Origin of the sequence: Nocardia sp. NPDC057440 (assembly GCF_042802915.1) — a bacterium.
Classification (GTDB): domain Bacteria; phylum Actinomycetota; class Actinomycetes; order Mycobacteriales; family Mycobacteriaceae; genus Nocardia.
This window is the reverse complement of record NZ_JBHVDF010000001.1, coordinates 416741-441646: the sequence shown is the minus strand read 5'-3', so window position 1 is coordinate 441646 and position 24906 is coordinate 416741. Positions and strand designations below refer to the sequence as shown.

The 24906-nt window shown below is 67.1% G+C and carries 14 protein-coding genes; 8 read left to right on the top strand and 6 right to left on the bottom strand.

Features of this window, described 5'->3' with window-relative positions; translation table 11 throughout:
- Positions 1-17 precede the first annotated feature (17 nt).
- Genes ACFU4Z_RS01965 through ACFU4Z_RS01955 form a run of 3 tightly spaced genes read right to left on the bottom strand, consistent with a single transcriptional unit; the run spans position 18 to position 1695 of the window.
- Positions 18-947 carry an RluA family pseudouridine synthase gene (locus ACFU4Z_RS01965; RefSeq protein ID WP_379058932.1) on the bottom strand — a complete coding sequence of 310 codons (930 nt, stop codon included), beginning with the start codon at positions 945-947 and terminating at the stop codon, positions 18-20.
- A gap of 59 nt (positions 948-1006) precedes the next feature.
- Positions 1007-1453 carry a TIGR03667 family PPOX class F420-dependent oxidoreductase gene (locus tag ACFU4Z_RS01960; RefSeq protein ID WP_379058929.1) on the bottom strand — a complete coding sequence of 149 codons (447 nt, stop codon included), beginning with the start codon at positions 1451-1453 and terminating at the stop codon, positions 1007-1009.
- A 47-nt stretch (positions 1454-1500) separates the two neighbouring features.
- The gene (locus ACFU4Z_RS01955; protein WP_379058927.1) at positions 1501-1695 is read right to left on the bottom strand and encodes a hypothetical protein; all 195 of its coding nucleotides are present in this window, start codon (positions 1693-1695) and stop codon (positions 1501-1503) included.
- Positions 1696-2312: 617 nt separating this feature from the next.
- Here ACFU4Z_RS01955 and ACFU4Z_RS01950 point away from each other — a divergent pair.
- Together ACFU4Z_RS01950 and ACFU4Z_RS01945 are read left to right on the top strand one after the other, a co-directional pair.
- On the top strand, positions 2313-4205 hold the full coding sequence (locus tag ACFU4Z_RS01950) for an ABC transporter ATP-binding protein (RefSeq protein WP_379058924.1): 1893 nt from the start codon (positions 2313-2315) through the stop codon (positions 4203-4205).
- Positions 4202-5938, top strand: coding sequence for an ABC transporter ATP-binding protein (locus tag ACFU4Z_RS01945; protein WP_379058923.1), 1737 nt, complete (start codon positions 4202-4204; stop codon positions 5936-5938). Before ACFU4Z_RS01950 ends, ACFU4Z_RS01945 begins: the two co-directional genes overlap by 4 nt.
- 421 nt (positions 5939-6359) lie before the next feature.
- Here the strand turns inward: ACFU4Z_RS01945 and ACFU4Z_RS01940 are convergent, their stop codons facing one another.
- On the bottom strand, positions 6360-7067 hold the full coding sequence (locus ACFU4Z_RS01940; protein WP_379058921.1) for a siderophore-interacting protein: 708 nt from the start codon (positions 7065-7067) through the stop codon (positions 6360-6362).
- Between the two features lie 121 nt (positions 7068-7188).
- The gene (locus ACFU4Z_RS01935; RefSeq protein ID WP_379058919.1) at positions 7189-7671 is read right to left on the bottom strand and encodes a hypothetical protein; all 483 of its coding nucleotides are present in this window, start codon (positions 7669-7671) and stop codon (positions 7189-7191) included.
- Between the two features lie 183 nt (positions 7672-7854).
- Here ACFU4Z_RS01935 and ACFU4Z_RS01930 point away from each other — a divergent pair, with 183 nt between their 5' ends.
- Positions 7855-9147 carry a SidA/IucD/PvdA family monooxygenase gene (locus tag ACFU4Z_RS01930; RefSeq protein WP_379058916.1) on the top strand — a complete coding sequence of 431 codons (1293 nt, stop codon included), beginning with the start codon at positions 7855-7857 and terminating at the stop codon, positions 9145-9147.
- Between the two features lie 21 nt (positions 9148-9168).
- Here the strand turns inward: ACFU4Z_RS01930 and ACFU4Z_RS01925 are convergent, their stop codons facing one another.
- Positions 9169-9834, bottom strand: a complete 666-nt coding sequence (locus tag ACFU4Z_RS01925; RefSeq protein ID WP_379058914.1) for a GNAT family N-acetyltransferase — start codon at positions 9832-9834, stop codon at positions 9169-9171.
- Between the two features lie 187 nt (positions 9835-10021).
- Here ACFU4Z_RS01925 and ACFU4Z_RS01920 point away from each other — a divergent pair, with 187 nt between their 5' ends.
- Genes ACFU4Z_RS01920 through ACFU4Z_RS01900 form a run of 5 tightly spaced genes read left to right on the top strand, consistent with a single transcriptional unit; the run spans position 10022 to position 24795 of the window.
- Entirely contained in the window at positions 10022-10777 is a 756-nt protein-coding gene (locus ACFU4Z_RS01920) for a thioesterase II family protein (RefSeq protein ID WP_379058911.1), read from the top strand.
- Positions 10778-10801: 24 nt separating this feature from the next.
- On the top strand, positions 10802-12130 hold the full coding sequence (locus ACFU4Z_RS01915; RefSeq protein ID WP_379058908.1) for a polyketide synthase: 1329 nt from the start codon (positions 10802-10804) through the stop codon (positions 12128-12130).
- Positions 12123-15170, top strand: coding sequence for a nocobactin polyketide synthase NbtC (gene nbtC / locus ACFU4Z_RS01910; RefSeq protein WP_379058906.1), 3048 nt, complete (start codon positions 12123-12125; stop codon positions 15168-15170). The genes ACFU4Z_RS01915 and nbtC overlap by 8 nt, the downstream gene beginning before the upstream one ends.
- 11 nt (positions 15171-15181) lie before the next feature.
- Positions 15182-19714, top strand: coding sequence for an amino acid adenylation domain-containing protein (locus tag ACFU4Z_RS01905; protein WP_379058902.1), 4533 nt, complete (start codon positions 15182-15184; stop codon positions 19712-19714).
- A 53-nt stretch (positions 19715-19767) separates the two neighbouring features.
- Positions 19768-24795: an amino acid adenylation domain-containing protein gene (locus ACFU4Z_RS01900; RefSeq protein ID WP_379058900.1), complete on the top strand. Its 5028-nt coding sequence runs from the start codon at positions 19768-19770 to the stop codon at positions 24793-24795.
- Positions 24796-24906 lie beyond the last annotated feature (111 nt).

Sequence of the window (24906 nt, the reverse complement as noted above, 5' to 3'; positions counted from 1 at the left end):
TCTGACTAAAACGTGTTTCAGTGAGCCCATGCTTCCGGCTCGGTCCAGGCTTGCAGACGGCGCGTGGTCTCGAAGCGGCGTGGCACACCGGTGATCGGGTCGGTGAACTCCAGCGATGACGCGAGCAATTGCAGTGGCCTGGTGAAATCGTCCACCGGCTTGTCGGTGAGCACCGGGTAGAAATCGTCGCCGAGGATCGGGATGCCGAGGCCGTTCATATGCAGCCGCAGCTGGTGGGTGCGCCCGGTCAGCGGGCGCAGCCGATAGCGGCCGATCCCGTCACGGTGTTCCAGCAGTTCGATGCGCGTTTCGGCGTTGGGCTCGCCGGCCACTTCCTGCGCGACGAGCACCTGCTTTTCCTTGATGATCCGGCTGCGCACAGTGCGCGGCAGCTCGAGCGCGGGATCGTAGGGGGCGATCGCCTCGTACTCCTTGCGGACGGTGCGCTTGTGGAACATCGTCTGGTACGCCCCACGTCGCGCCGGATTCGCGACGAAGAGGATCAGCCCGGCGGTGACGCGGTCGAGCCGGTGCGCCGGGATGAGATCGGGCAGGTCGAGCTCGCGACGCAACCGGACCAGCGCGGTCTGCAAAATATGCTGACCACGCGGAATGGTCGCAAGGAAATGCGGCTTGTCCACCACGAGCAGGTCGTCGTCGCGGTGTACGACGGTGATGGCGAAGGGCACTGTGGTCTCGTCGGGCAAATCCCGGTGAAACCACACCGCGCCACCGGGGACATAGGGCGCGTCGAGCGCGAGCGGGCCGTCGAGATCGACGATGCCGCCTTCGCGCAGCAGCTGGTCGATTCTGGCCGCGGGCACTCGGGGCAGCCGCTCGACCAGATGGTCACGAACGGTCGCCCAATCGCCCTCCTCCGGCAGGCGGAGGCGGGCCGGATCCAGGCCGTACCGCTTGGGCAACGGCGGCTGCTGCCTCCTTCTCATCGGGAATGACAGTAGTCGGCTCGCTCCGCCGACCTGGACGCCGATGCCGGATTCGTGGATCAGAAGCCGCGCAGCCGGTCGGGCTCGACCCGGACCGCGACGGAGTATTCGGCATAGAACTGTTCGTCGGTCATCGCGATATCAACCAGACCCTGGGTGTATTTCTCGGTATATGCCTCGATTTCCGCGGCGGTGGCGCCGGATTCGTCGATGCGTGCGGTGCCGGTGAGGACGACGACATCGCCGCCGGTGTCGGTTGCGTTGAGGTTGAGTGAGACCCGTGGATTGCGGGCGATATTGCGCAACTTGGGTTTGTCGGCCTGGCTGAAGAACAGAAATTCCTTGCCGTCCCAGCGGAACCAGACGGGGTTCGGTTGGGGGGTTCCGCTGGCGCCGACGGTGGTCAGCCAGATGACTTGTTCGTTGTCGAGGCGTGCGGAGACCTTGGCGCCGAAGGCGGTGCTGGTGTCGACGACAGGGGAGCGATCGGATTCCGTGGTGGTCATGACGGTAGGTAACGCCGTCGTGCCTTCGCCGATTCCATCGGGCCCGGCTACGGCTCCGCCCGCTCATCCAGCACCATCAGGCGGGCCTCGACCAAGGTCCGGCGCGCCCTGCGGCGAACCTTGCACACATCCACGCCGCAGGACAGATGCACCTGCATCGCGCGATGAGCCTCGCCCGCGGTGAGTTCGCCGGGATCTGTTCGGCAATCGGCACTGGTCGAAATGATTTGCGTCACGAACATTTTCACAACTCCACCTATTGATATTCGCGACTACAGCCGGATGGCGATCGGCGCTGATCGAATTCCGTTGGGTCGCATTGCTGTCGGTGGAAAGATAATCAGAGGCGACGGTGCGGGTTGGCGGTATGGCCTGCCGTTCACCGAGGCTTCCGCATCACGTCGAACATCGGAAAGCACCGGGCCCGACGCAGTTTTCGTGCACCCTGGTGGTTGTTTCGCCGATCCGTACGGGCCGGAAATCCCCAGTGACATTCGTCATCCGGCGTACGCCGCGGTCGACAACCCCGATTCCTGACCGAGCCGGTCCAGGAATTCGACGTAGTCGTGCCGAGCGCGGCACCGCGCGCCGGTTTCCGACCGGCGAGCAGCAGCGGCCGGTGGGGTGCGGCACGCCGCGCGAGTTCGGCGCCGCCCGTGCCGTAGCCGCCGACCTGTGGTGTCGCGGAGCTGCCGATCGAGGGTGTCAAGGGCATTGCTCGAGGAAGGAAATGTGTGTGACCTCGGGTGAGGCCCTCCAGGAGTTTGGATAACTTAGCCTAACCTACCTTTGTGGTCCTTCGTGTGTGAAGATGGTGCCGATTCCGGCAGAACCACGAAGGGTCGAGAGGCGAGGACAAATGACGGTGGAGCTCGCGCCGCTACCGGCGGCGGAGACGGGAAACCGGCCGCCCAAAGCGGTACAGAAGGAACGCAAGCGGCAGGAAGCCTTGGCACGCAAGGAAATCCTTGCGCCCGTGCAGCGGACGCTGACGCTTGCGAGCATCATTGTCGCGATCGCCTCGGTGTGCGCTGTGGTGCCATTCATCCTGATCGTCGAGGTGTGCCGGGAACTGCTCGCGGATTCGGTGGACACCGACCGGGTGTGGCGGCTGTTGCTCATCGCCGTTGTCGTGCTCGTCGCACGCGGCCTGCTGCAGGCCGCCGCGCTGACCTGGTCGCATCTGGTGGATGCGAGCTATCAACTCACGCTGCGCAGGTTGCTTGCGGCCAAGCTGACGAGGGTCCCGCTCGGCTGGTTCGGCGAGCGGTCCTCCGGTGAGGTGAAGAAGTATCTCCAGGACGACGTCGAGGCGTTGCACTATCTGGTGGCGCACGCGCGACTGGAATTCGTCGGCGCGTTGACCGTCCCGCTGGTCACTCTCGGCTATCTGGTCACCGTGGACGTGCGGCTCACCCTGGTGCTGCTCGTCCCGCTGGTCGCCTATGCGGTGCTGTTCAGCAGGATGATGGATCAGGACGGCCGCGACAGGATGGCGATATTCAACCGATGGGAGCGCCGTACCCAGGATGCGACCATCGAATTCGTCGATGGCATTCAGGTGGTGCGTGCCTTCGGTCGGGCAGGTCAGGCGCACGCCGCGTTTCACGATGCGGTGGACGGTCAAGCCAAGAGTCTGGATCGTTTGAAGTCACCGATCGTCCGCGTGCAGTCGGCGTCCGAAGTCGTGGTCGCGCCGGTCTTCGTGATGCTGGTCATTGTCGTTGCCGGGCTCGCGGCGGTGGGTCTCGACTGGGTGGCGCCGCTGGATATGTTGCCGTTCTTGCTGGTCGGTCTCGGTTTGGGGAGTTCGCTGCTCGGCATCGGATACAGCGCTCAGGCAATGCGCGCGGCAGGCGCAGCCGCGGTTCGGCTACACGAATTGCAGCAGAGTCCAGAGTTGCACTCGCCCGAACCCAGTGCGGAACTGGCGGACTCGGGAGATTCGACCAAGGGAGTTGTCCGGTTCGAGAACGTCACCTTCGGCTACCGCAGGGATCACGAGGTGCTGCGCGGCATCGACTTCGAGTTGGCGCCCGGCACCATCACCGCGTTGGTCGGACCGAGCGGGTCGGGCAAGTCGACCCTGGCAAAGCTGTTGCCCCGCTTCTACGACGTCGGTTCCGGCCGAATCACGATCGCGGGCCGCGATATCCGCGACTACCCGGCCGATGAGCTCTATCGCACAGTCGGATTCGTGTTCCAGGATGTGCGGCTGATCCGTGGCACGGTTCGTGAGAACCTGCGGCTGGCTCGCCCCGATGCCGATGATGCCGCGTTGGAGCTGGCCGCGCGTGCCGCCCAGATCCACGACCGCATCCTGTCACTGCCCCGCGGCTACGACTCCGAGATCGGTGTCGACGCGATCCTGTCCGGCGGTGAGGCGCAACGACTGTCGATCGCGCGTGCGCTGCTGGCAGACACCCCGGTACTGGTCCTCGACGAGGCGACCGCCTTCGCTGATCCGGAATCGGAGGCGGCCGTGCAGGATGCGCTGGCCGTGCTGGTCGCGGGCCGAACCGTGCTGGTCATCGCGCACCGGCTGCACACCATCACCGCAGTCGACCGGATTCTGGTACTGGAGAACGGGACCTTGGTCGAGCAGGGTGACCAACACAGCCTGCGCGATGCGGGTGGCACCTATCAGCGGCTCTGGGAAATCAATGAGGCGGCCCTCGGTGCGATCGCACTTGTCGAGAATGCCGCACTCGTCGACAATGCCGCACCCGCCGAGAATAGGGGGACACGATGATTCGTAAAGTGCTCGGGCTGATTCCGAGCGAGTATGCCCATCTGACGCCGAAACTGTTCGGCGCTATCGTCGCCCAGGCGCTGAGCCAGGCGGTCGCGTACCTGCTACTGGTCCCGGTGTTGGAGGCCTTGTTCGACGACGATCTCGGGCGCGCCTGGTTCTGGGTGTCGTGGATGGTGGTTGCCGTCGCGGCAATGGCCGTCTTCGGCTATTTACAGGCCACGATCGGTCTGCGGATCGGTGTCGGTATGCAGCGAGGCCTGCAGACCAGGCTCGGCGATCACCTGAATGCGTTGCCGCTGGGCTGGTTCGAGACGCAGAGTGCGGGACCGTTGTCCAGGATCGTTGTCGAGAACGTGCGCGAGATTCAGGGCTTGATCGCGTACTTGCTGGCCAAGGTGCTCACCAACATCGTGGTTCCGCTCGGTGTCGCGGTCGGGATGCTGTTCATCGACTGGCGGATCTCGGTGGCCATGCTGCTTGCTGCGCCGGTCCTGTTCCTGGTCCACAGTCTGGGCAACCGCGCGTACACCCGCTCCGATCAGCAGATGCACGAGGCGGCGGCCGAAGCCGACTCGCGGGTCGTCGAATTCGCGCAGGCGCAACCGGTGCTGCGGGCCTTCGGCGCGGTCGGTCGGGGCAACCGTGCACTGGACAATGCGCTGGCGCGGCAGCGGTCGGCCATTTCGCGGCTGATATCAGTCACAGTGCCCGGCCTGATCGTCTTCGGGCTGTTCGTGCAGGCGGTCTTCCTCGTGCTTGTGTACATCGCGGTGGGCCGGGTTACGGACGGCGCCATTTCGGCGGCGGCCGCGATCGCGCTCGTCGCGGTGAGCTCCCGATTCATCGAACCGCTGAATCAGGCCGCTCAACTCGGCGGCGCGCTCCGGTCGGCCGCGGCCGCCGCCGATCGGGTCACGGGACTGCTGGCCGAACCCGTACTGCCGGAGGCGAAGTCGCCGGTCGACCCGGGAGCCTCTTCGGTCGTTTTCGACGACGTCTCCTTCGGTTACCGACCCGGCGAGCCAGTGCTGTCCGAGTTGACGTTCTCTGTGCCCACAGGCACCACGACCGCGATCGTCGGACCGAGCGGCGCGGGCAAGACAACGTTGCTACGGCTGGTGGCGCGGTTCTACGATGTCGAGTCGGGTCGCGTCGTTGTCGGTGAGCGCGATGTGCGGGAACAATCATCGGAGACGCTGCTGAATCAGCTGTCGCTGGTCTTCCAGAACGTCTATCTGTTCAATCAGTCGGTGGCGGAGAACATTCGGATCGGCCGCCCCGGTGCCACCGAGGCCCAACTGCGCCGCGCGGCGGAGGCGGCCAGGGTGGACGAGATCGTCGATCGGCTGCCCGACGGTTTCGAGACCGCGGTCGGCGAGGGTGGCGCCACGCTCTCCGGTGGTGAGCGGCAACGGGTTTCGATCGCCCGGGCACTGCTCAGGGACGCTCCGATCGTGCTGCTCGACGAAGCGACCAGCGCCCTCGACCCACACAGTGAGGCGGTCGTCGTGCGCGGCATCCACGAACTCACCAGGGACAAAACGGTAATCGTCGTCGCGCACCGGCTCGCCACTGTTGCGCACGCCGACCAGATCCTGTTCCTGGATGGCGGTCGGATCGTCGAACGTGGCACGCATGCGGAGCTGTTGGCTCGGGAAGGTCGGTATGCCGACTTCTGGAATGAGCGGTCGCGTGCCACCGGATGGCGGTTGGAGCCTGCGCCGGCCTAGGGAATTCAGGAACTACCGGGACGGGTTCGCCATGGATGTTCGGGTGGCGAGTGCCACCGCCCGAACATCCGCAGGCGGTCCGCGGAGCGGCTCCTGGGGAAACGCCGCCAGGATGTCGTCGGTCGCCCGCGGGGTATCCGCACGGTCCGTGCGCACCTCCGCTGACGCGGGCGAGGACGAAACAATCAGGTGTGGTGAGGAATAACGGAGCATCGGTGACTGCCCGCTGTAGAACGCAAGCGGTGCGCACTGTTCCAGGATCGGCCGGTGGTGCCTGCGGCACACCTGGCATGGGCAGCGCTGCATACCGCCCCTGCGCAATGGTGTTGCGCAGGGGCGGTGCTGAATCCGTTGCTGTTTCCTGCCGTTGCCGATCGACCAAGCGAACTATTTCCGAGCCCACCTGCTATCGACCGGGCGGCTACTTCCAGTAAGCCTGGAATTTGACGGCGGTTTTCGGCAGCCCGTGGGTCTGCTTGAGGGTCTTGACGATCGAGCGGGTGGTGTGACCGTCGCAGGCGACCCAGGCGAACGCGTCTGCCGGGCAGGTGATCTCCTGGGCTTGCTCGCGCAGCAGGCGGCCGTCGTCGATGCGCTGCCGCCAGGTGACCTGGTGATGGGGCTTATTGCGGACGGGCAGTGTGGTGTCGGATTCGTACTGCCATTCCAGCCAGACCCGTGCCGGGGTATCGCCGATCGCGTCGAGCAGGGTGTTGATCGCGGGCAGTGAGGCGGTGTCGCCGAAGATGAGGTACTCGCTCGGCGTCGATTCGGGCAGTTGGAAGTCCGAGCCGAGCACCGTCACATCGAGTTCGTCACCGGCGGAGGCGTTGTGGGCCCACTGCGAGGCGGGGCCATCGTGCAGCGCGAACTCGATGGCGAAACGGTCGCCCTCGGGGTCCTGGTCGACCAGGGTGTAGCCGCGGTGGTGCAGCTTGTCGCTGGTGCTGTCCGGAATCCAGCACCGGACCCACTGCGTGGGGTGTACGGGATGCTGCGCGAGCAGACCGCCGGCTGTGAAGCCGACCCGCAGGTACTTGTCGGTGACATAGTCGGTGGAGGTCACCGTGAGCCGGTAGTCGTCGCCGCCCCACGCTTTGACCATCAGACCGTTGAATCCCTTGCCCATGTGGGTAAGGTTAGCCTAACGACACTTGGATGTCGCGTGGTACCCACCCTCCGCGCGACGGCAACGGCCGCCGACGCTCTCGAGGGAGTGCGGCGGCCGTTGCGTGGCAGGGCGATTGCGGTCAGCAGGACAGCGCGAGCGCCGAGGCGAGGCTGCACTCGGACTCGCGGGTCAGCTTCCAGCTGCCGTCGATCTGCTTCCAGGACACGTCGTAGGTGAAGTCCGGGTAGCCCTCCGTGCTGACCCGCAACTGCGCGTCGATTCGGTCGCCGGAGACGGACGGGCCGAAGACGTTGTAGCGCAAGCTCGGTGGAGCGGCCAGGAGCAGTCCGCCGATCTTGTCCATCGTCGCGACGCCGGCCTCGCCCGATTCGAGTTCTGCGGCACGGGTGGCGCGCGCGGCGCGCATATTGAGCGCGACGCCCAGCTTCGCTGTCAGCTGGCTCGCGCCGGGCGCCTCTACGCGCAGCGGCGCCACCAGGGGCGCGGCGGCGGCGGGTGCCGCAGTGACAACGATGCCCGTCGCGCCGACAATCGCGGCGGCGGTGAGCGCGAATGCCGTTGCGGTGATGCGTGCAAGCGGCTTCTTCGGGGTGCTGGTCATCGGTCCATCCAATCGTTCACGGGTGTGAGTGTCGCCGCTCTGGGCGGGTACGACAATGCAATATAAGGTAAGCCTATGCAAACATGAACCGAGAGGGTTTCAGTTCGTGGCCGCGGACACATGAACAACAGACCGTGCGCACAGCAGGGCCGCCGTATGGCGTCGGAGAAGAGTGGAGAACCTGTGGAAACGCTTCTGGTAGTCGGAGCGGGGCCGAAAGCCCTTGCGGTGGCGGCGAAAGCGCACGTGCTGCGGGAACTCGGCCTGCCCGCCCCGCATGTCGTCGTGGTCGAGGCGCACACGGTGGGCGGCAACTGGCTGCCGAGCGGTGGTTGGACCGATGGCCAGCATCAGCTCGGCACGAGCCCGGAGAAGGACATCGGTTTCCCCTACCACTCGACCTGGGCGCGCGGGCGAAACCAGGAGATCGACGCGGCCATGACGGCCTACAGCTGGACATCGTTCCTGGTGGAGCAGGGCACCTTCGCGGAATGGATTGATCGGGGCCGCCCGAGTCCGCGCCATCACGTCTGGGCCAAGTACCTGCAGTGGGTGGCTCGCAAGATCGATCTCGAACTGGTATCCGGCACTGTGCGATCCATCGCCGCGGCCGCCGACGGCTGGCTGGTGACCGCGACCGACCCCGACGGCATCCCGATCCAGCTGGACGCCGACCAGCTGATGATCACCGGACCGGGCGCTAGCACCAAAGCCCTCGCCGACCATCCCAGAGTGCTGAGCATCGCCCAGTTCTGGGACCTGGCCGGTCGGCGCAGCCTGCCGGTCTCCTCTCGGGTCGCGGTGATCGGCGGCGGCGAGACCGCGGGCTCGGCGCTGGATGAACTGGTGCGCCACGGCATGCTGTCCATCTCGGTGATCTCGCCGATGGCCACGATCTATACCCGCGGTGAGAGCTATTTCGAGAACGCGCTGTTCAGTGATCCGGTCAAGTGGGCAGGGCTGACCGTCCAGGAGCGCCGCGAGGTCATCCGCAGGACCGATCGCGGCGTCTTCTCGGTGCGGGTGCAGGAGACCTTGCTCGGCGACAGTCGGGTGCACCACCTGCGGGGCCGGGCCGTTCGGGTGACCGAGCAAGGCGAGGGGGTAGCGCTGACCCTGCGCAACGAGATGCGCCCCGATCAGTCGCACACCTTCGATCTGGTGATCGACGCCACCGGCGGGCAGCCGCTGTGGTTCCTCGACATGTTCGATCAGGACGCGGCGGACCTGCTGGAGTTGGCGGTCGGCGGCAGGCCGACCCAGCAGCGGATCGAGGTGTCGATCGGCTACGACCTGGCGGTGGCCGGCATGGAGGCCAAGCTCTACCTGCCCAATCTGGCCGCCGTCGCGCAGGGGCCTGGCTTCCCGAATCTCAGCTGCCTCGGCGAACTTTCGGATCGAGTGCTGCGTTCGGAGCCTGCCAGGCAACAGTCCGGCGCGCACTTGGCCGGCGCGGGAATGCGGCCGCTCGGGTGATCGCCGCGCCGGGTCCCGCGGTCAGTGCCGCAGCGTTGGCATGTCCGCGGGGGTCCGCGGCAGGGTGTAGAGGGTGATCCGGCGATCCGGCCGAATGTCGAACTCGCCCAGGGGCGGGACTCCGAACTTCTCCGCCAACCGGCGGACCGCGACATTGCGGTGATCGGGATCGACAAACAGGCGACGGCAATTCGGCTCTGCCGAAAAGATCGCGGGCAGCATGTGGGCGATGAACGAGGCTATTACGCCGCGGCCGGTCAGTTCCTGTTCCGCGGTGGCGACGTGAAATGCCACATCGTAGGGATCGGCGTGGTAAAGCCGGGCAATCTCGTCCTTGGCCGGACGGTACAACTCCACATACGCCACTTCCCGACTGCCGAGCTCGGGACGGTCGGCGGCGGCGAAGTCGAAGCTGACAATGCATGGCCGGGAATAGGTTCCGGCCAGTTGTGCGCGGAGATCCTGTTCGCGCCGATCAACGGTCCACGATTGTTCCCATGCCTCGATCAGGTGCGGTCGGTTCATCCACTCGGTGAGCATCTCCGGGTCGGCGCTGTCCGGATCGGCGGTGCGCATACTGAACGGCGCCGACAGGATGGGGAGCGCAGGAGCCGGAGCTGCCCGCACGTCGTCGGAGATGTCGGTCAGCTCGCGCGGGAGGATGTACGGCGTCCCGGTGGGGTTCATCGGTGTCGAGCTCCATTCGGTAGTGACCCTGGCGGTATGTCGGTAAGGTTATCCTATGCTAACCTCCATCGGGCGGTATGACCCCAGGCCGTCCGAGGAGATCGACGGGGGGTCGCAGCGCGCCACGGTCGAATTACTTGCCGCGGTGGCTATTCGCTGATGCCTCGTTATGCGTAGGAGCGTTTTGATGTCGAAGAACCTTGGGTGGATTCGAAAGTTCCACAAACCCGCCGCCGAAACACTGCCGCCACTGGTGGTATTTCCACACGCGGGTAGCGGTGCCTCGACCTATCGCACCTTTTCCAAGCGGCTGAGTGAGGATTTCGACGTCGTCCTCGTGCAATATCCGGGACGTCAGGACCGAGCAGCGGAACCGATGGCGACCAGTTGCGCCGAACTTGCCAGTGGCGCACTCGCGGAGTTCCTTGAATCCCCTTATCACCGTGGCGTTCCGATCACCGTGTTCGGTCACAGTGTCGGCGCGATGGTGGCGTTCGAGTTCGTCCGGCAGGCCGAGGCCGCGGGCGTAGTGGTTGCGCTGCTCGGCGCGTCCAGCGCGGTGGCGCCCGCGTTGGTCGCCGACAGCACGCCGTTGCCGACCGAGGACGAGGCCCTGCTCGACCGCCTCGCCGAGCTCAACGGCACCGGCGCGGAAGTATTGGCCAATCGCGAGATCATGCGGCTGACGTTGCCCGCGCTCAAGGCCGACTATCGCGCGTTCGACGCCTACGAGTGTGATCCGGAAGTGCGGGTACAGGCCCGGATTCAGGCCATCGGTGGCGCCGACGACGACTTCGTGACCGTCGCCGAGCTGCGCCGGTGGATCGGGCACAGCGGCGGCGGCGGCGCGGTCACGCTCTTCGACGGTGGCCATTTCTATCTTTACGATCACATCGACGGCGTTGCCGAATTGCTTTCTTCCGCAGCTGTTTACGCGAGATAGTCCGCTCTTTCAGTTAGGTTCACCATGGCAGAATCGGTTTCGGGGGACGAAGACCATATCGTCGTCGTCGGAATAGGCGTCGAGGCACCCGGCGGAATTGATAGCCCACACGAATTCTGGTCGGCGCTCGCCGAATCCAAGGAGCTCATCGGACCGTTTCCGCGGGATCGGGAATGGCCGCTCGAACAACTGCTTTCCCTCGGCCGTAACGAGGGCTGGACCGATGTCCCCGATGCGGGTGGGTTTCTTCGTGATGCCGCGGAATTCGATGCGGCGTTCTTCGGCATCACACCGCGCGAAGCGGTCGCCATGGATCCACAACAGCGGGTCGGGATGCGCGTCGCCTGGCGGGCGATCGAAGATGCGGGCCTCAATCCGAGCGCCCTCGACGATGCGGTCGCGGGATGCTGGATGGGCGTCACGCCGCTGGAGTACGGCCCGCGCATGGCCAGTGTCAGTGAGCACAGCGGTTATCGCATGACCGGCACCACGCTCGGTGCGGTTTCGGGCCGAATCTCGCACAGCCTCGGTCTGATCGGCCCTTCGATCAGTGTGGACACCTCATGTGCTTCGGGGCTGACGGCGCTGCATCAGGCGGCGGCCGCGATTCGTGCGGGCGAATGCGACTGGGCGCTGGCGGGTGGTGTCTGCGTGATGGGCTCGCCGGGCATGTTCTTCGAGTTCTCGAAGAATCACGCGCTGTCGGCCGACGGTCACTGTCGCGCCTATGCCGCCGACACCACCGGGACGTTGTGGGGCGAAGGTGCGGGGGTCGTTGTGCTGGAGCGGGAGTCGCGGGCGCGGCGGCTCGGTCATCGGATCTATGCCAGGCTGCTCGGCTCCCGTGTCAATCACAATGGCAAGGGTGCGCCACTGGCCGTGCCGAGCGCGCACGCGCAGGAAAGGCTGATTCGCGACGCCCTCGCGGCCGCGAAGGTATCCGCGGACCAGATCGGGCTCGTCGAAGGGCACGGCACCGGTACGCCGGTCGGCGATCCGCTCGAGCTCACCGCACTGACCCGGATGTACGGCTCCCCGGAGCGGGAGCGCGGCGCCGCCCTCGGGTCGGTCAAGTCGAATATCGGCCACACGCAGGCGGCTGCGGGCATCCTCGGCCTGATCAAGATGCTGCTGTGTGGCGCGCACGGACATGTGGTGCCGAGTTTGTGGGCGGAAAACCCGACGGACGCGGTCGACTGGACTGCCACAAGTCTGCGACTGGCCACGAAATTCGCACCGTGGGAACCGGTGGACGGCATCCGCTTCGGCGCGGTGTCCGCCTTCGGCGTCGCTGGGACCAATGCGCACGCGATCGTCGGGATGCCCGTCCTGGAGGAGGAATTCGATGTCTAGCTATCGGCTGCCGGACGGCACCATCCCCGTCCTGCTCTCTTCCGACAGCGCCGACGGGCTGCGCGCCGAGGCCACGGCGATATCGGGGTACCTGGACGACCATGACCGGGTCACCCCGGATCGATTGGCGGACCAGCTGTTTCGTACCAGGACCCCGCGCAGGTACCGCGCGTTGGCCATGGTCACGGGGCGCGAGGATTTGCTCGACGCGCTGCGGTCGCTGGTGGCGGATGCCGCGCACCCCGCGGTGGTGTCGTCCGACGGCCCTGCCACGACACGCCGCATCGGCTTTGTCTTCCCTGGCCAGGGCAGCCAGGAACCCGGGATGGGCAAGCTGTATTACGACCTGTCTCCCGCCTACCGGGCTGCGGTCGACGAGTGCGGCGCGCTGCACGAAGACCGGTACGGCCATGCGCGGCCACTGCACTATCTGGTCGGCGCCGACGGACAGCATGGCGAGACCCTGTGGGAAGTGCAGCCCGCCAGGATGTTTCATCTGATCGGTCTGGCTGCGATGTGGCGCGCCGCGGGTGTGCGCCCTACCACGACCGTCGGGCACAGTCAGGGTGAGCTCGCCGCCTGCGTGGTATCAGGGGCGATGACGCCGCGCGAGGCCGTGTTGGTTGTCACGCATCGGGCGAGGTTGTTGGAAGAGAACTTATCGCGCGGGTACGCGGTCGCGGTGCTCGGCGCCAACCGCGAGGAGTGCGAGACGCTGTTGTCTCGGCATTCGGGCTGGGCGGAGGTCTCCGTCATCAATTCGCCTCAGCTGATCGGCATTTCCGGCGAGCAGGAGACGATCGCCGACCTGGTGGCGGCCGCGACCGCGAAAGGGCTGTTCGCCAAGCAGATCCAGATGTCCTTCCCCGCGCACACGTCGGCGATGACACAGTTACGCACCGACTTCCAGCGGATGCTCGGCGACGAGCTCACCAGCACGAACTTTGCGCCGACCGAGATCACCTGCTACGGAGCGACACTCGGCGCGCCGATCACGTCGGAACTGACGCATCGGGACTACTGGTACTGGAATCTGCGCAACCGAGTCCGCTTCGATCGTGCGATCGCGGCGGCCGCCGACGCGGCGGACACCTTCGTCGAGATCGCCGAGCATCCGACCTTGCAACTGGTGATGCGGGAGAACCTGTCGCTTGTCGCGTCCGACCCTGCGTTGGGCGCGCGCGACTTCCGGGTCGTCGGCACCTCGCTGCGCGGCGCGACCGGCTTGGGCGAGTTCAGCAGGAACCTGGCCGAGGTCGCGGTGCAGGATCTGCAGTATTCCTGGCAGAGCCTGCGTACCGGGTCGGACGAGCAGACCCCGGCCCTGCCACTGCGCGATTTCCCCGCGACGGTGATGAACCCGAAAAGGCTATGGGCGCCGTATCAATCGGACGTGGTGCCCCCCGCACCCGATGCTCCTCCTGTCCGGTTGCGGGAGGAGTGGGACAGATTGGCTCAGCGCTCGCTGGCCGCGCCACGGACGGTACTGCTCGTCGACCCCGATGATCGAGTCAGCGACCTCGTCGCGTCGCTGAGCGCGCGGGCTCCGCGCCACGGCGCCGCAATATCCGACACCGCAACACAGATCGATACCGTGGCACTGCTGCTGCCTACCACCGCGGCCGCGGACGAGGCAGGCGCTGTGACCGAACTCGCCGAGTTCGCGCTCGCCGCGCAACGGCTGACCGTGTTCGCCCCCGGCGTCACCGAATGCTGGCTGGTGACAACCGGCGCGGAGGCGATAGCACCGGGCGAGACCCCCGCGCTCGGCCACGCTGCGGCGAGTGCGGCTTTCCGCTGTCTCGGGCTCGACCATCTCGGAATCACCTTCCGGCATCTCGATCTGCCGCCGGATGCCGCGGCAGCGGATCCGATCATGCTGGCGGACAAGATCCTCGACGCCTTCCACATCGTGAACGAGCCGGAGCTCGCGCTGCGAGACGGCAAGCTGCACGCGAAACGTCTTGTCGCGGCAGAGCCGTCGGGTGCGGTGACTCCTCCGGATCTGCGCGAGGTACTGATCCTCGGTGGCACCGGACACGTCGGCCTGGAGTTCTGTGCACAGTTCGCGCGCGACGGCGCCCGCCGAATCGTGCTGGTGAACCGCACTGGCGAGACAGCGGCGCTCACCGAACGGTTGCGCCCGATGCGCGCGCTAGCGCACACCGACATCGATGTGGTGGCCTGCGATATCACCGACTCGGCAGCGGTCGCGGCGCTGGCGGAGCGCTACCGTGAGCGTCCCGTGAGCGTTGTGGTGCATGCCGCCGTCAATTATGTGTGGGCACAACTGGATCCGGCGGCTGTCACAGAGTCGGCCGCCGCGAAGGTGCTCGGCTTGGGCAAGGTGCTGCGTACGGTCCCGCTGGCAGCGGACTGTGCTGTGCTGTTGTGTTCCTCGTTCGCCGCCACTCTCGGTGGCCGAGGGCAGGCGCTGTATGCCGCGACGAATCGCATGCTCGACGGCCTCGCCGTGCGGCTGCGCGCACAGGGGAAAGATTGTGTGTCGGTGCAGTGGGGGCTGTGGGGGCTGCCTGGCCAAGAGGACGCTGAGGTCGAAGCTCGAATTCTCGGCGCCGGCCTGCGCAGGATGCCCGCTGCGCCGGCGATTGCCGCGGGTTTTGCCGACCGCAGCGTGAACAGTGTTGTGCTGTCCGCGGATTGGAAGCGTCTCGGCGAGACAGTCGATACGGTCGGCCTTGCGGCGATTTTCGCACCGGCACTGGCGAGTCGAGAGCCGTCGGCGCCGGTCTCCGCACCAACGGAGCTGCCGCGGACTGCGGTCGAGCCTGCGGCCGAGGTGGCGTCGAGCTTGGCGGAAGTCATTCGGCGCGAACTCGATCGGGTGATGCTCGCCGACGGCGCCGATGACATCGACGGGTCGGTCCCGCTGGTGGCGTTGGGCTTCGACTCGCTACAGGCACTGGATCTGCGCACACGGATCAAGGCAACGCTGAACCGTGAGCTGCCGGTGGCGGCGATTCTGGGCGGCGCGTCACTCGATGACGTCGTCCTACTCGTGTCCGAGAACCGAGGCTGAGGAGGCCGCTCATGTCGGAAAACACAGAGGCGACCGTGCCGGAGATCGAGGACGTGCTTGCGCTGAGCCCGCTGCAAGAGGGCCTGTTCTCGCTGGCAAGGCTCGCGGGTGAGGGCGATCTGTACGCGCTGCAGTTCGTGTTCGAGGTCGCAGGTCCTGTCGATGCCGGGCTGCTGCGCCGCAGTGTCGAGGTGATTCTGCGGCGGCATGCCAACCTGCGCGCCGCGTTCTGGGATCGCGACCTGCCGAAGCCGGTGCAGATCGTGCCCGCCGCGGTGGAGTTGCCGTGGACCGAACGCGGCGTCGATGTCGGCGAACTCGATGCCGTCATCGCGGGGGAGGCGCGCGTCCCGTTCGATCTGAGCCGCGGCCCGCTGCTGCGGGTGCTATTGCTGAGGCTGCCGGACGAATCGCGGCGCATGGTCCTGACCGCTCATCACATCCTGCTCGACGGCTGGTCGCTCGGCGTGTTCTTCCGCGAGCTTTTCGCCCTCTACCAAGCCGGCGCCGCGGCCGACGCGTTGCCCGCGCCCCGGCCCTACCGGGACTACATCGGCTGGCTCACCACCCGCGACACCGAAGGCGCGCTGCGCAGCTGGACCGGCTACCTCGGTGATCTCGACCCCTTGATCCTCGCCGACCGCACCGAAGCGACGGTGAACACGATCGTGCCCACGATCGACACGCTCACCTTGGACGTGGCCGACACCGCCCGGTTGACGGCGTGGGCGCGGGCGAACGGGCTCACCATGAACACCGTTGTGCAGTATGCATGGGCGGTCCTGCTCGGCAGGCTCACCGACCGGCGTGACGTGGTGTTCGGTACCACTGTCTCCGGCCGCCCCGAGGAGTTGTCCGGCGTCGAGACCATGATCGGGTTGTTCATCAACACCATCCCCATTCGGGTGGACGTCGGGGACGACACCGTGGTGCGCGGCTGCGCGCGGATGCAGCGGGAGTCCGCCCCGATGCGCGATCTCGCCTACGTGAGCCTTTCGTCGATCCAGCGCGCGGTGGGTTCCGGCACGTTGTTCGACACCCTGTTCGTGTTCGAGAACGCGCCCATGGCCGACGTCCTGCGCCCGACTGTCACCACGGACGGGACCAGGTTCCGGCCGATCACGTCGGAGAGCCTGACGCACTATCCGCTCGCGGTGACCTCGTTCCTGTACGAGGGGCAACTGGTGGTGACGATCGAAGCGGTGCAGGCCGCGCTCGGCGCGCTGTCGGGCCACGACATCGGCGCCAGGCTGATCGCGGTACTGCGTCAGCTGCCGGATATCGGTGCGAGCGGGCCCGACGCCCTCGACATCCTGCTGCCGGACGAGCGGCCTCGGCAGCCCGGCGCGCTCGCCGTGGATGTGCGCGGCGCGACCGTGCCGGAGCTGTTCGCGTGCCAGGTCGCCGCGACGCCGGAGGCCCTTGCGCTCAGCACCGGGAACGAGCAGTTCACTTACCGCGAACTGTCTGATGCCGCAGGCCGATTGGCCGGTGTACTCGCTGCGCACGGGGTCGGTCCGGAAGCGGTCGTCGCCCTGGCATTGCCGCGTTCCGCACAGTCGATCGTGGCCATTCTCGCTGTGCTCGGCACCGGCGCGGCCTACGTTCCCGTAGATATCACGCTTCCCGCCGCACGCATCGAATCGATTGTGCGCCAGTCGCGTCCGCGTTTGATCCTGGTCGACCGCGCGGGGCTGTCCGCGCTCGACGAGGTCGCAGGCCGGCCGCAGACGCTGGTGCTCGACGAGATCTCCGATAGCCTGCCGGTCGTCGACCCGGTGGCAGGGCACCCGGATCAGTGCGCCTACCTGATCTTCACCTCGGGTTCTACCGGTGAACCCAAGGGCGTCATGGGCACCCACGCCGCAGTGGCCGCGTACTTCGCCGACCATCGCGAGCGGGTGTACCGGCCCGCGGTGGCCAGGCTCGACCGCCCACTGCGTATCGCGCACGCCTGGTCGCTGAGCTTCGACGCGTCCTGGCAGCCGCTGATCGGGCTGTTGGACGGACATGCCATCCACCTGTTCGACGCCGAGGACATGCGCGACGCGCGGCGGTTGGTCGACGGCATCGTGCGGCACGGACTGGACATGATCGACACGACGCCATCGATGTTCGCCCAACTGGCCGCGGCCGGGCTGGTAGACGCCACCACACCGCTGTCGGTGCTCGCGCTCGGTGGCGAGCCGATCGGCGTTCCGATGTGGAAACAGTTGTGCGCGTTACCCGATACGGCCGTGTACAACTGCTACGGCCCCACCGAGACGACGGTCGAGGCGGTCGTCGCCGCAGTGGCCGATGCCGATGCCGAACCGACCATCGGCGCGCCAGTCGCCGGAATGACCGGCTATGTCTTCGATTCCCGGCTGCGCCAGGTGCCGGTCGGTGTCGCGGGTGAGCTGTACCTGTCCGGCGCCCAGGTGGCGCGCGGCTACGCGGGCAAACCTGGGATCACCGCCGACCGATTCGTCGCCGACCCGCACCGCATCGGCGAACGGATGTATCGCACGGGAGACCTGGTGCGGCGCTTGCCCTCCGGCGATCTGGTCTATCTGGGACGCGCGGACGATCAGGTGAAGATCCGCGGCTATCGGATCGAGATCGGCGATATCGAAGCCGCGTTGCTCGCCCTGCCCGGCGTAGCGGCGGCCGCCGTTGTCGTTGTGCGTCGAACCAGCGGCCCCAGCCTGGTGGCTTTCGTGGTCGGCGGGGTCGGCACTGCTACGGATCTGCGCGCGGCAGTGGCCGACCGACTGCCCGGTTATATGGTTCCGCAGCGGATTCTGGTCATCGCCCAGTTGCCGGTGACGAGCAACGGCAAGCTCGACACCAAGCGGCTCATGGTGCTTGCCGAGAACTCGGCCGCCGATACCGGGGCCGCCACGGCGGCCGCTCGCACCGCCACCGAGCACAGCCTGTGCACGGCGGTGGCGGAGCTGTCGGGGGGCGCGATCCCCGGTATCGATGACGACCTTGTCAGCATCGGCCTGGACAGCATCGTTGCCATCTCGCTGGTAAATTTCCTACGGCGAGATGGCATTTCGATCAGTCCGAAGCTGGTGCTCAGCGCATCGACGATCCGTGAGCTCGCCGCGCGAATCGATGCGGGCACCCGCGCCGAACGGGTGGTCACCTCGGAGGGCTACGGCGCGGTCGGCAAGGCGCCGATCGTGTCGTGGATGTCCGAGTACGGCGGCTACCGCAGGCTCGCGCTGAGCAATCTGCTCGAACTGCCCGCCGACATTGATCAGGACGGGCTGACCGCCGTACTGCAGGCCCTGCTCGACGGGCACGACCTGCTGCGATCCCAGTTCGCCTCCACACCACAGGGATACGACTTTCACACGCGCGAGCCGGGCAGCGTACGCGCCGCCGACATCCTGTCCCGCGTCGAGGTCGGAGCGGACTTCGAGGCAACGCTGGCGGCCCGCGGACGCGAGGCGGCCGATGAGATAGATCCGCGCTCCGGCGACGTGGTGCGTGCGGTGTGGTTCGTAAGGTCCGGCGCTCCCGACGTACTGCTGCTCACCATCCACCACCTGGCCGTCGATCCGGTCTCCTGGCATATCGTGTGCGCCGATCTTGCCGCGAGTTGGGCCCAGTTCGCCGCGGGGCGTGCAACAACTCCGCCCGTGGAGTACACCGGGTACCGGCAGTGGGCCAGGCTGCTGCGCGAACGGGCTGGTACGGAAGCGGTTTCGGCCCAGCGTGAATATTGGACGCGACAGGTCGCCGCGCCGGATCCGGTGCTCGGCGCCCGGCTGCCCAACCCGCGATCGGACACCTGGGCTTCCTACCGGGTGCATCCGGTGCCCGCCTCGGCGGAGACGACCGCAGCGATCCTGGACGGGCTCGGTAGCGGCACGGCGGGCGTGCGCGAGTTCTTGCTCACCGCATTGACCATCACCCTGGCGAGCTGGCGGGCCGAACGTGGTCAGGAGCCCGCGGCGGGGGCCTACATCGCGCTGGAAGGGCACGGTAGGGAGGACGCGGTCCTCGGTGCCGATATCGACACCGCGCATACGGTTGGCTGGTTCACCAGCATCGTCCCCGCGCGCCTCGGGGTCGGTGCCGATTGTGTGGATGTGACTGCGGCCCTGGCGGATCCGGCTCTTGCCACCGCCCTCCTCGATGCCGTCGCCACGCATCTCGCCGAGTTGCCGAACAACGGCTTGGACTACGGCGTGCTGCGCTTTCTCGATGAAGTGCCCGAACTGGTCGACGCGCCGCAGCCGCAGGTGCTCTTCGACTACCTCGGTCGGTTCGACATGGCGGGTGCGGGCAGGCCGTGGGCGCCGATTCCGGATCTCGCGCTGCACGAATGTCTTCCGCACGTGTCGGAACCCGACTTTCCGCTGCGCTACGCCCTCGATGTCATCGCGGCAGTGCGAAGCACCTCGGCCGGCCCGCAACTGGTCACCATGCTGCGCTGGAGCGAGGCGGTATTCACCGCCACGGAGATGGACCGGCTCGCCGAGCTCTGGCACGACGCCGTCGCGGCGCTGGAGCATGCGATGTCCGTGGTCGCCGTCGGCGCCGACTAATCGCGGTATCCAGCCGCTCAGCCCATTCGAATCCACAGCCCGAAGGATCCACCATGTCTGACGAAATTCTCGAGCGGCGCAAGCAACTCCTCCAGCAGCGATTGCGGGAACGCCAGGCGGCGACATCGGCGCCTGCTCTCGAACGGACCAGGCGTGCGGGTGAACCGGGTCCGCTTTCGCCCGCACAGCAGCGCATGTGGTTCCTGCAGACGGTCGACCCGGACGACACGACATTGAACGTCTGTGTCGGCTATCGTCTCGACGGCCCGCTTGACGCCGCGCGGCTGCGCACCGCTTTTGACACCGTCGTCGCGCGGCACGAAATCCTGCGCACCACTTACCATGTCGGCGCCAACGGCGATCCGTACCAGATCTCGCACGCCGATGCCGAGGTCGCGTGGCAGCAGCACGATCTCGCCGACCTGTCCGAAGAGGGCCGAGGCAGGCGGCTCGAAGTGCTGGCCAGGCGCGAATTCACGCGCCCGTTCGACCTGACGACCGAGCTGCCATTGCGCGTGACACTGGCGCGCACCGGTCCGGCCGAGCATGTACTGGTGCTGGTGATTCACCACATCGGCTGGGACGACGACTCATGGGCGGTCTTCTTCGCCGAGCTCAATGCCGCCTATCGCGGTGGTGCGTTGCCCGAAATCCGTTCCCAGTACGTCGATGTGGCGCTCACCGAGCGCTCCGCCGACGATGCGGCCGATCTGGCCTATTGGCACGCGACGCTGACCCCGCCCCCGGAACGCCTCGAGTTGCCAGGAGCCCCCGGCTCGACCGGCGCAACGCGCAATGCGGACAAGTGTGCGCTGCCGCTGTCCGCGGAGCTACTCGACCGGGTCGCCGCGATCGGGCGCGATCACTCGGCGACTCCGTTCATGGTGCTGCTCGCGGCTTTCCAGGCTCTTGTCCACCGATACACCGCAGCGACGGATTTCCTCGTCGCGATGCCGGTGACCGATCGCCGCGGGCGTGACGCCGAAGCGCTGATCGGCTACTTCGGCAACACCTTGCTGCTGCGTGCGACCCCGGATCCATCGGAAACCTTTGCCGGGCTGGTGGATTCGACCAGAGACACCTGCGTCGACGCGCTCGCGCACCAGGGTGTCGGCGTCGAGCGGGTGGTCCGGGAGGTGAGCCAGGACCGGGTCGCAGGCCGCGACGGCCTTGCCCAACTGGTGCAGCTGAGTTTCAGCATGCGTGGCGGTGCCAACGGCTTCGAGCTGGCCGACGTTGGCTCCACCGAGCTGCCGTGGGGCAGCACGGTTGCTCAGGAGACACTCGGTCTGATGGTTGTCCTCGACGATGCGGGCGCGCGCGTCGAGGCCACCTATCTCGTCGACGAGCTCGACCGGTCACTGGTGGCCCAGCTGCTGCAGCACTACGTGCAATTGCTCGACAGCGCAGTGCGTGATCCGCTGCGGCCGGTGCGTGACATCGACATGCTCGGCGCCGCCGACCGCGCCGAGATCATCGCCGCCTCGCACGGTCCGCTCGTCGATGCCCCCGCGATCACGATGGTCGACCTGGTGCAGCGGCAGGTCAAGGCGACGCCGGACCGTGTCGCGGTGGTGTCCGACAGTGTCGAGCTCACCTACGGCGCGTTGAACCAGCGCGCGAATCGTCTGGCGCACTGGTTTATTCGGCGTGGCATCGCGGCCGAGCAGCTCGTTGCGCTGCGCATCGCGAACTCCGTCGAATTCATCGTCGCCAGCCTCGCGGTACTCAAGTCGGGAGCGGCGTACTTGCCGATCGATCCCGCCTATCCCGCGGACCGCGTCGAATACCTGCTGTCCGACGCGCAACCGACATTGTCGCTCGATGCCACCGCCATCGCCGCTGCGGAGGCCGAAGCGGCCGCGATGCCGGATGCCGATCCGGCCGACCCGGACCGTAACTCGCCGCTGCGCCCGTCGAACCTCGCGTATGTCATCTACACCTCGGGCTCGACCGGCAAACCGAAGGGCGTTCCTGTCCCGCACGACGCGATCGCCGACCACCTGGTGAACTTCGCCTCGGACTGGGACATGAGCATCCCGGAGCGGGTATTGCAGGCGACCTCGGTGAGCTTCGACGCGTCGCTGGCCGACATCTTCCTGCCGCTTATCGCCGGTGCGAGCATCGTCGTCCCGAAACCCAACGCCTACCGCGACATTCCGTATGTCGCGGAGCTGATCGCCAGGCACGGCATCACCGTGCTGCACATGGTGCCCTCGCTGCTGGCCACCTTCCTGCTGCTGCCCGAGGCGAACGACTGGCGGGCGCTGCGACACGTTCCGGTCGGCGGCGAGGCGCTACCCGGCGAGATCGCCGACCGGTTCGCCGCGCAGTTCGACGCCGAACTGCGCAATCACTACGGGCCGACCGAAGCGGTCGTGTGCTCGACGTCGATGCCGGTCGAGGGGCCGCAGGGCACCAGGATCGTGCCGATCGGGTTCCCGAACCGCAACGTCTACGTGTATCTGCTCGATGACTCGATGCAGTTGGTGCCGCCGGGTGTCGTCGGCGAGATCTATCTCGGTGGCAGTCAACTCGCGCGCGGCTACCTGGATCGGCCGACCCTGACCGCGGAGCGCTTCGTCGCCGACCCCTTCCTTGCGGGTGGCAGGCTGTACCGCACCGGCGACCTCGCACGGCGCGCCGCCGATGGCGAGATCGAATTCATCGGTCGTGCCGACGAACAGGTGAAGGTGCGTGGGTTCCGCATCGAGCTCGGTGAGGTGGAGGCGGCGGTCTCCGATCACCCCGGTGTCGCGCAGTGCGTCGCGATAGTCACCGAGCACGAGACGCTCGGTCCGATCCTTGCGGCGTATCTTGTGCCGAAGCCCGGCGTCGATATCGATCTTCAGCAGGTGCGCGCGAGCGTCGCGGCGGCACTGCCCGAACATATGGTGCCCGCGGCGTTCGCCGTAATCGCTGAGGTGCCGGTGAGCGCGCACGGCAAGCTGGATCGGCGTGCGCTACCGGAACCGGTGCTCGCGCTGACCCGCACGTACCGAGAGCCCGAGTCGCCCACCGAGATTCGGGTCGCCGGGCTGTACAGGGAACTGTTCGACACCGACCGGGTCGGCGCCGACGATTCGTTCTTCGAACTCGGCGGCCACTCGCTGCTCGCGACGCGACTGGTCACTATGGTCCGCGCCGCATTCGGGATCGACGTCGATGTGCGCGCGCCGTTCGACACCCCGACGGTCGCCGGGCTGGCCGCGCATTTGGTCGCGCGGTATCGCGATCAGTTCGGCGGCGACCTCGACGAGGCGCCGATTCCGGATCGGTCGGCTGTCGATGACGCATCGGTGCCGACGAAACAGGAACGGCCCGAACGTATTCCGCTGTCCTATTCGCAACGTGCGTTGTGGCTGCGTCGGCAGCTGGAGGGTCCGTACGGGTGGGAGAACTTCCGGTTCGCCATTCGTTTCGACGGGCCGCTCGACATGGTGGCACTCGACGCCGCGCTTGCCGACGTGACGGCCCGCCACGAGTCGATGCGCACAACCTTCCCTGAGCACGAGGGGACGCCTTATCAGCAGGTCGCCGCCGCGGGGCCGGTCGAGCTGTTGCGTACCGAACTCGGTGGGGAGCCGGCTCGGCTGGACGAGGCGCTGGCCGCTGAGGCAGGTCACATCTTCGACCTCACCTCGGACTCGCTGGTCCGGTTGCGCCTGTTCGTTCTCGGCGAGCGGACGCATGTGCTCTCGGTTCTCATGCATCACATGGTCACCGACCGGGAATCCTGCCGGGTCTTCATCGAGGACCTCACGCTCGCCTACCGAGCGCGGCTCGGCGGCGCGGCACCGTCCTGGCCGGAGTTGACCATGCAGTTCGCCGATTTCGCGGTCTGGCAACGGGACACCTTCGACCACGCCCCCGGCCGCGACGACCTCAGCGGATACGGCAGGGCCCAGCTCGACTACTGGCGCACCGCTCTGGCCGGGTTGCCGGTGGAGATCGCGATCGCGCACGATCGCCCGCGTCCCGCTCGGCTCGGCCACGCCGGTGTGAGCGCGAGCCGGATTGTCCCGGCGCAGACCTGGCAGGCCTTGCGGTCGTTGGCGGGGGCGTCCGGCGCCACCGAGTTCATGCTGTGCCAGGCGGCGAGCGCGGTGCTGGTGCACACCCTCGGCGGGGGAGTGGACGTGCCGCTCGGCGCGACCGCGGCCAACCGGGCCGGGCGGCCGGTGGACCGCCTGGTCGGACTCTTCGCCGACATGATGGTGCTGCGCAACGACCTTTCGGGCGACCCGACGCTGCGCGCCGTGCTCGAGCGGGTGCGCGAGTCGGCGCTCAGCGCGCTCGGCCATCAGGACGTGCCTTTCGAGCGGATCGTCGAAACACTCAACCCACCAAGGGTTCTCGGCCGCAACCCGCTGTTCCAGGTGATAATGCAGTTCGGGCAGACTGTGCCGTCCGCCGACTTCACCGAGCATGGCGAGACGACCGTGACCGCGCTCGTTCCGCAGTACGACGCCGCATTCATGGACTTCCACCTGGACTTCCTGGTGGAATCCAGTGGCGAGCTGTTGGTGCGGGTGGTGGTCAACTCCGAGCTCTATGATGCGGCGACCGGCGCGGCGTTCGCCGACACGTTGGTTCGGATCATTGCGCAGTTCGCTACCGAACCCGATACGGCCGTTAGTGAGCTGACTGTGCTGCCTGCGGGCTGGGACACCACACGCACCGTGGTGCGCCATGCGGCGTCCGAGGCAGCGGCCGCCGAGGCCGAGGCAGGCCCGCCGCGGACCGAGACCGAACGCACCCTGGTCGCCGTGCTGGAGGAACTACTCGAGACCACCGACATCGGCAGAACGGACGGGTTCTTCGCACTCGGCGGCGACAGCATAATCGCGATCCAATGGGCGGCACGGGCCGGCGCGGCCGGTCTGACGATGACCCCGCAGATGGTGTTCGAGCACTTCACCCTGTGGGAATTGGCCGCGGCGGTAGATGTCGCGGGCGCCGATCAGGCCGACGCCGCGGGGCAACCGGCCGAGGACCACCAGCATGCGCCGATGTCCGTCTCGGGACTGCCCGACGACGCACTGGCCATGCTGCGGCAATCGTGGACAACTCAGCGCTGAACCGCGGGGGGGGGGGGCGGGGGGGGGGCCCCCCCCCCCCGCCCCCCCCCCGGGGCCCGGGGGGGGGGGGGGGGGGGCGCCCCCCTGGGCGCCGCCGGGGTGGGGGGCGAG

Bases quoted from the DNA above. Each gene is read 5' to 3' on its own strand.
- ACFU4Z_RS01965 (WP_379058932.1), bottom strand. From the start codon at position 947: ATGAGAAGGAGGCAGCAGCCGCCGTTGCCCAAGCGGTACGGCCTGGAT.
- ACFU4Z_RS01960 (WP_379058929.1), bottom strand. From the start codon at position 1,453: ATGACCACCACGGAATCCGATCGCTCCCCTGTCGTCGACACCAGCACC.
- ACFU4Z_RS01955 (WP_379058927.1), bottom strand. From the start codon at position 1,695: ATGTTCGTGACGCAAATCATTTCGACCAGTGCCGATTGCCGAACAGAT.
- ACFU4Z_RS01950 (WP_379058924.1), top strand. From the start codon at position 2,313: ATGACGGTGGAGCTCGCGCCGCTACCGGCGGCGGAGACGGGAAACCGG.
- ACFU4Z_RS01945 (WP_379058923.1), top strand. From the start codon at position 4,202: ATGATTCGTAAAGTGCTCGGGCTGATTCCGAGCGAGTATGCCCATCTG.
- ACFU4Z_RS01940 (WP_379058921.1), bottom strand. From the start codon at position 7,067: ATGGGCAAGGGATTCAACGGTCTGATGGTCAAAGCGTGGGGCGGCGAC.
- ACFU4Z_RS01935 (WP_379058919.1), bottom strand. From the start codon at position 7,671: ATGACCAGCACCCCGAAGAAGCCGCTTGCACGCATCACCGCAACGGCA.
- ACFU4Z_RS01925 (WP_379058914.1), bottom strand. From the start codon at position 9,834: ATGAACCCCACCGGGACGCCGTACATCCTCCCGCGCGAGCTGACCGAC.
- ACFU4Z_RS01920 (WP_379058911.1), top strand. From the start codon at position 10,022: ATGTCGAAGAACCTTGGGTGGATTCGAAAGTTCCACAAACCCGCCGCC.
- ACFU4Z_RS01915 (WP_379058908.1), top strand. From the start codon at position 10,802: ATGGCAGAATCGGTTTCGGGGGACGAAGACCATATCGTCGTCGTCGGA.
- nbtC (WP_379058906.1), top strand. From the start codon at position 12,123: ATGTCTAGCTATCGGCTGCCGGACGGCACCATCCCCGTCCTGCTCTCT.
- ACFU4Z_RS01905 (WP_379058902.1), top strand. From the start codon at position 15,182: ATGTCGGAAAACACAGAGGCGACCGTGCCGGAGATCGAGGACGTGCTT.
- ACFU4Z_RS01900 (WP_379058900.1), top strand. From the start codon at position 19,768: ATGTCTGACGAAATTCTCGAGCGGCGCAAGCAACTCCTCCAGCAGCGA.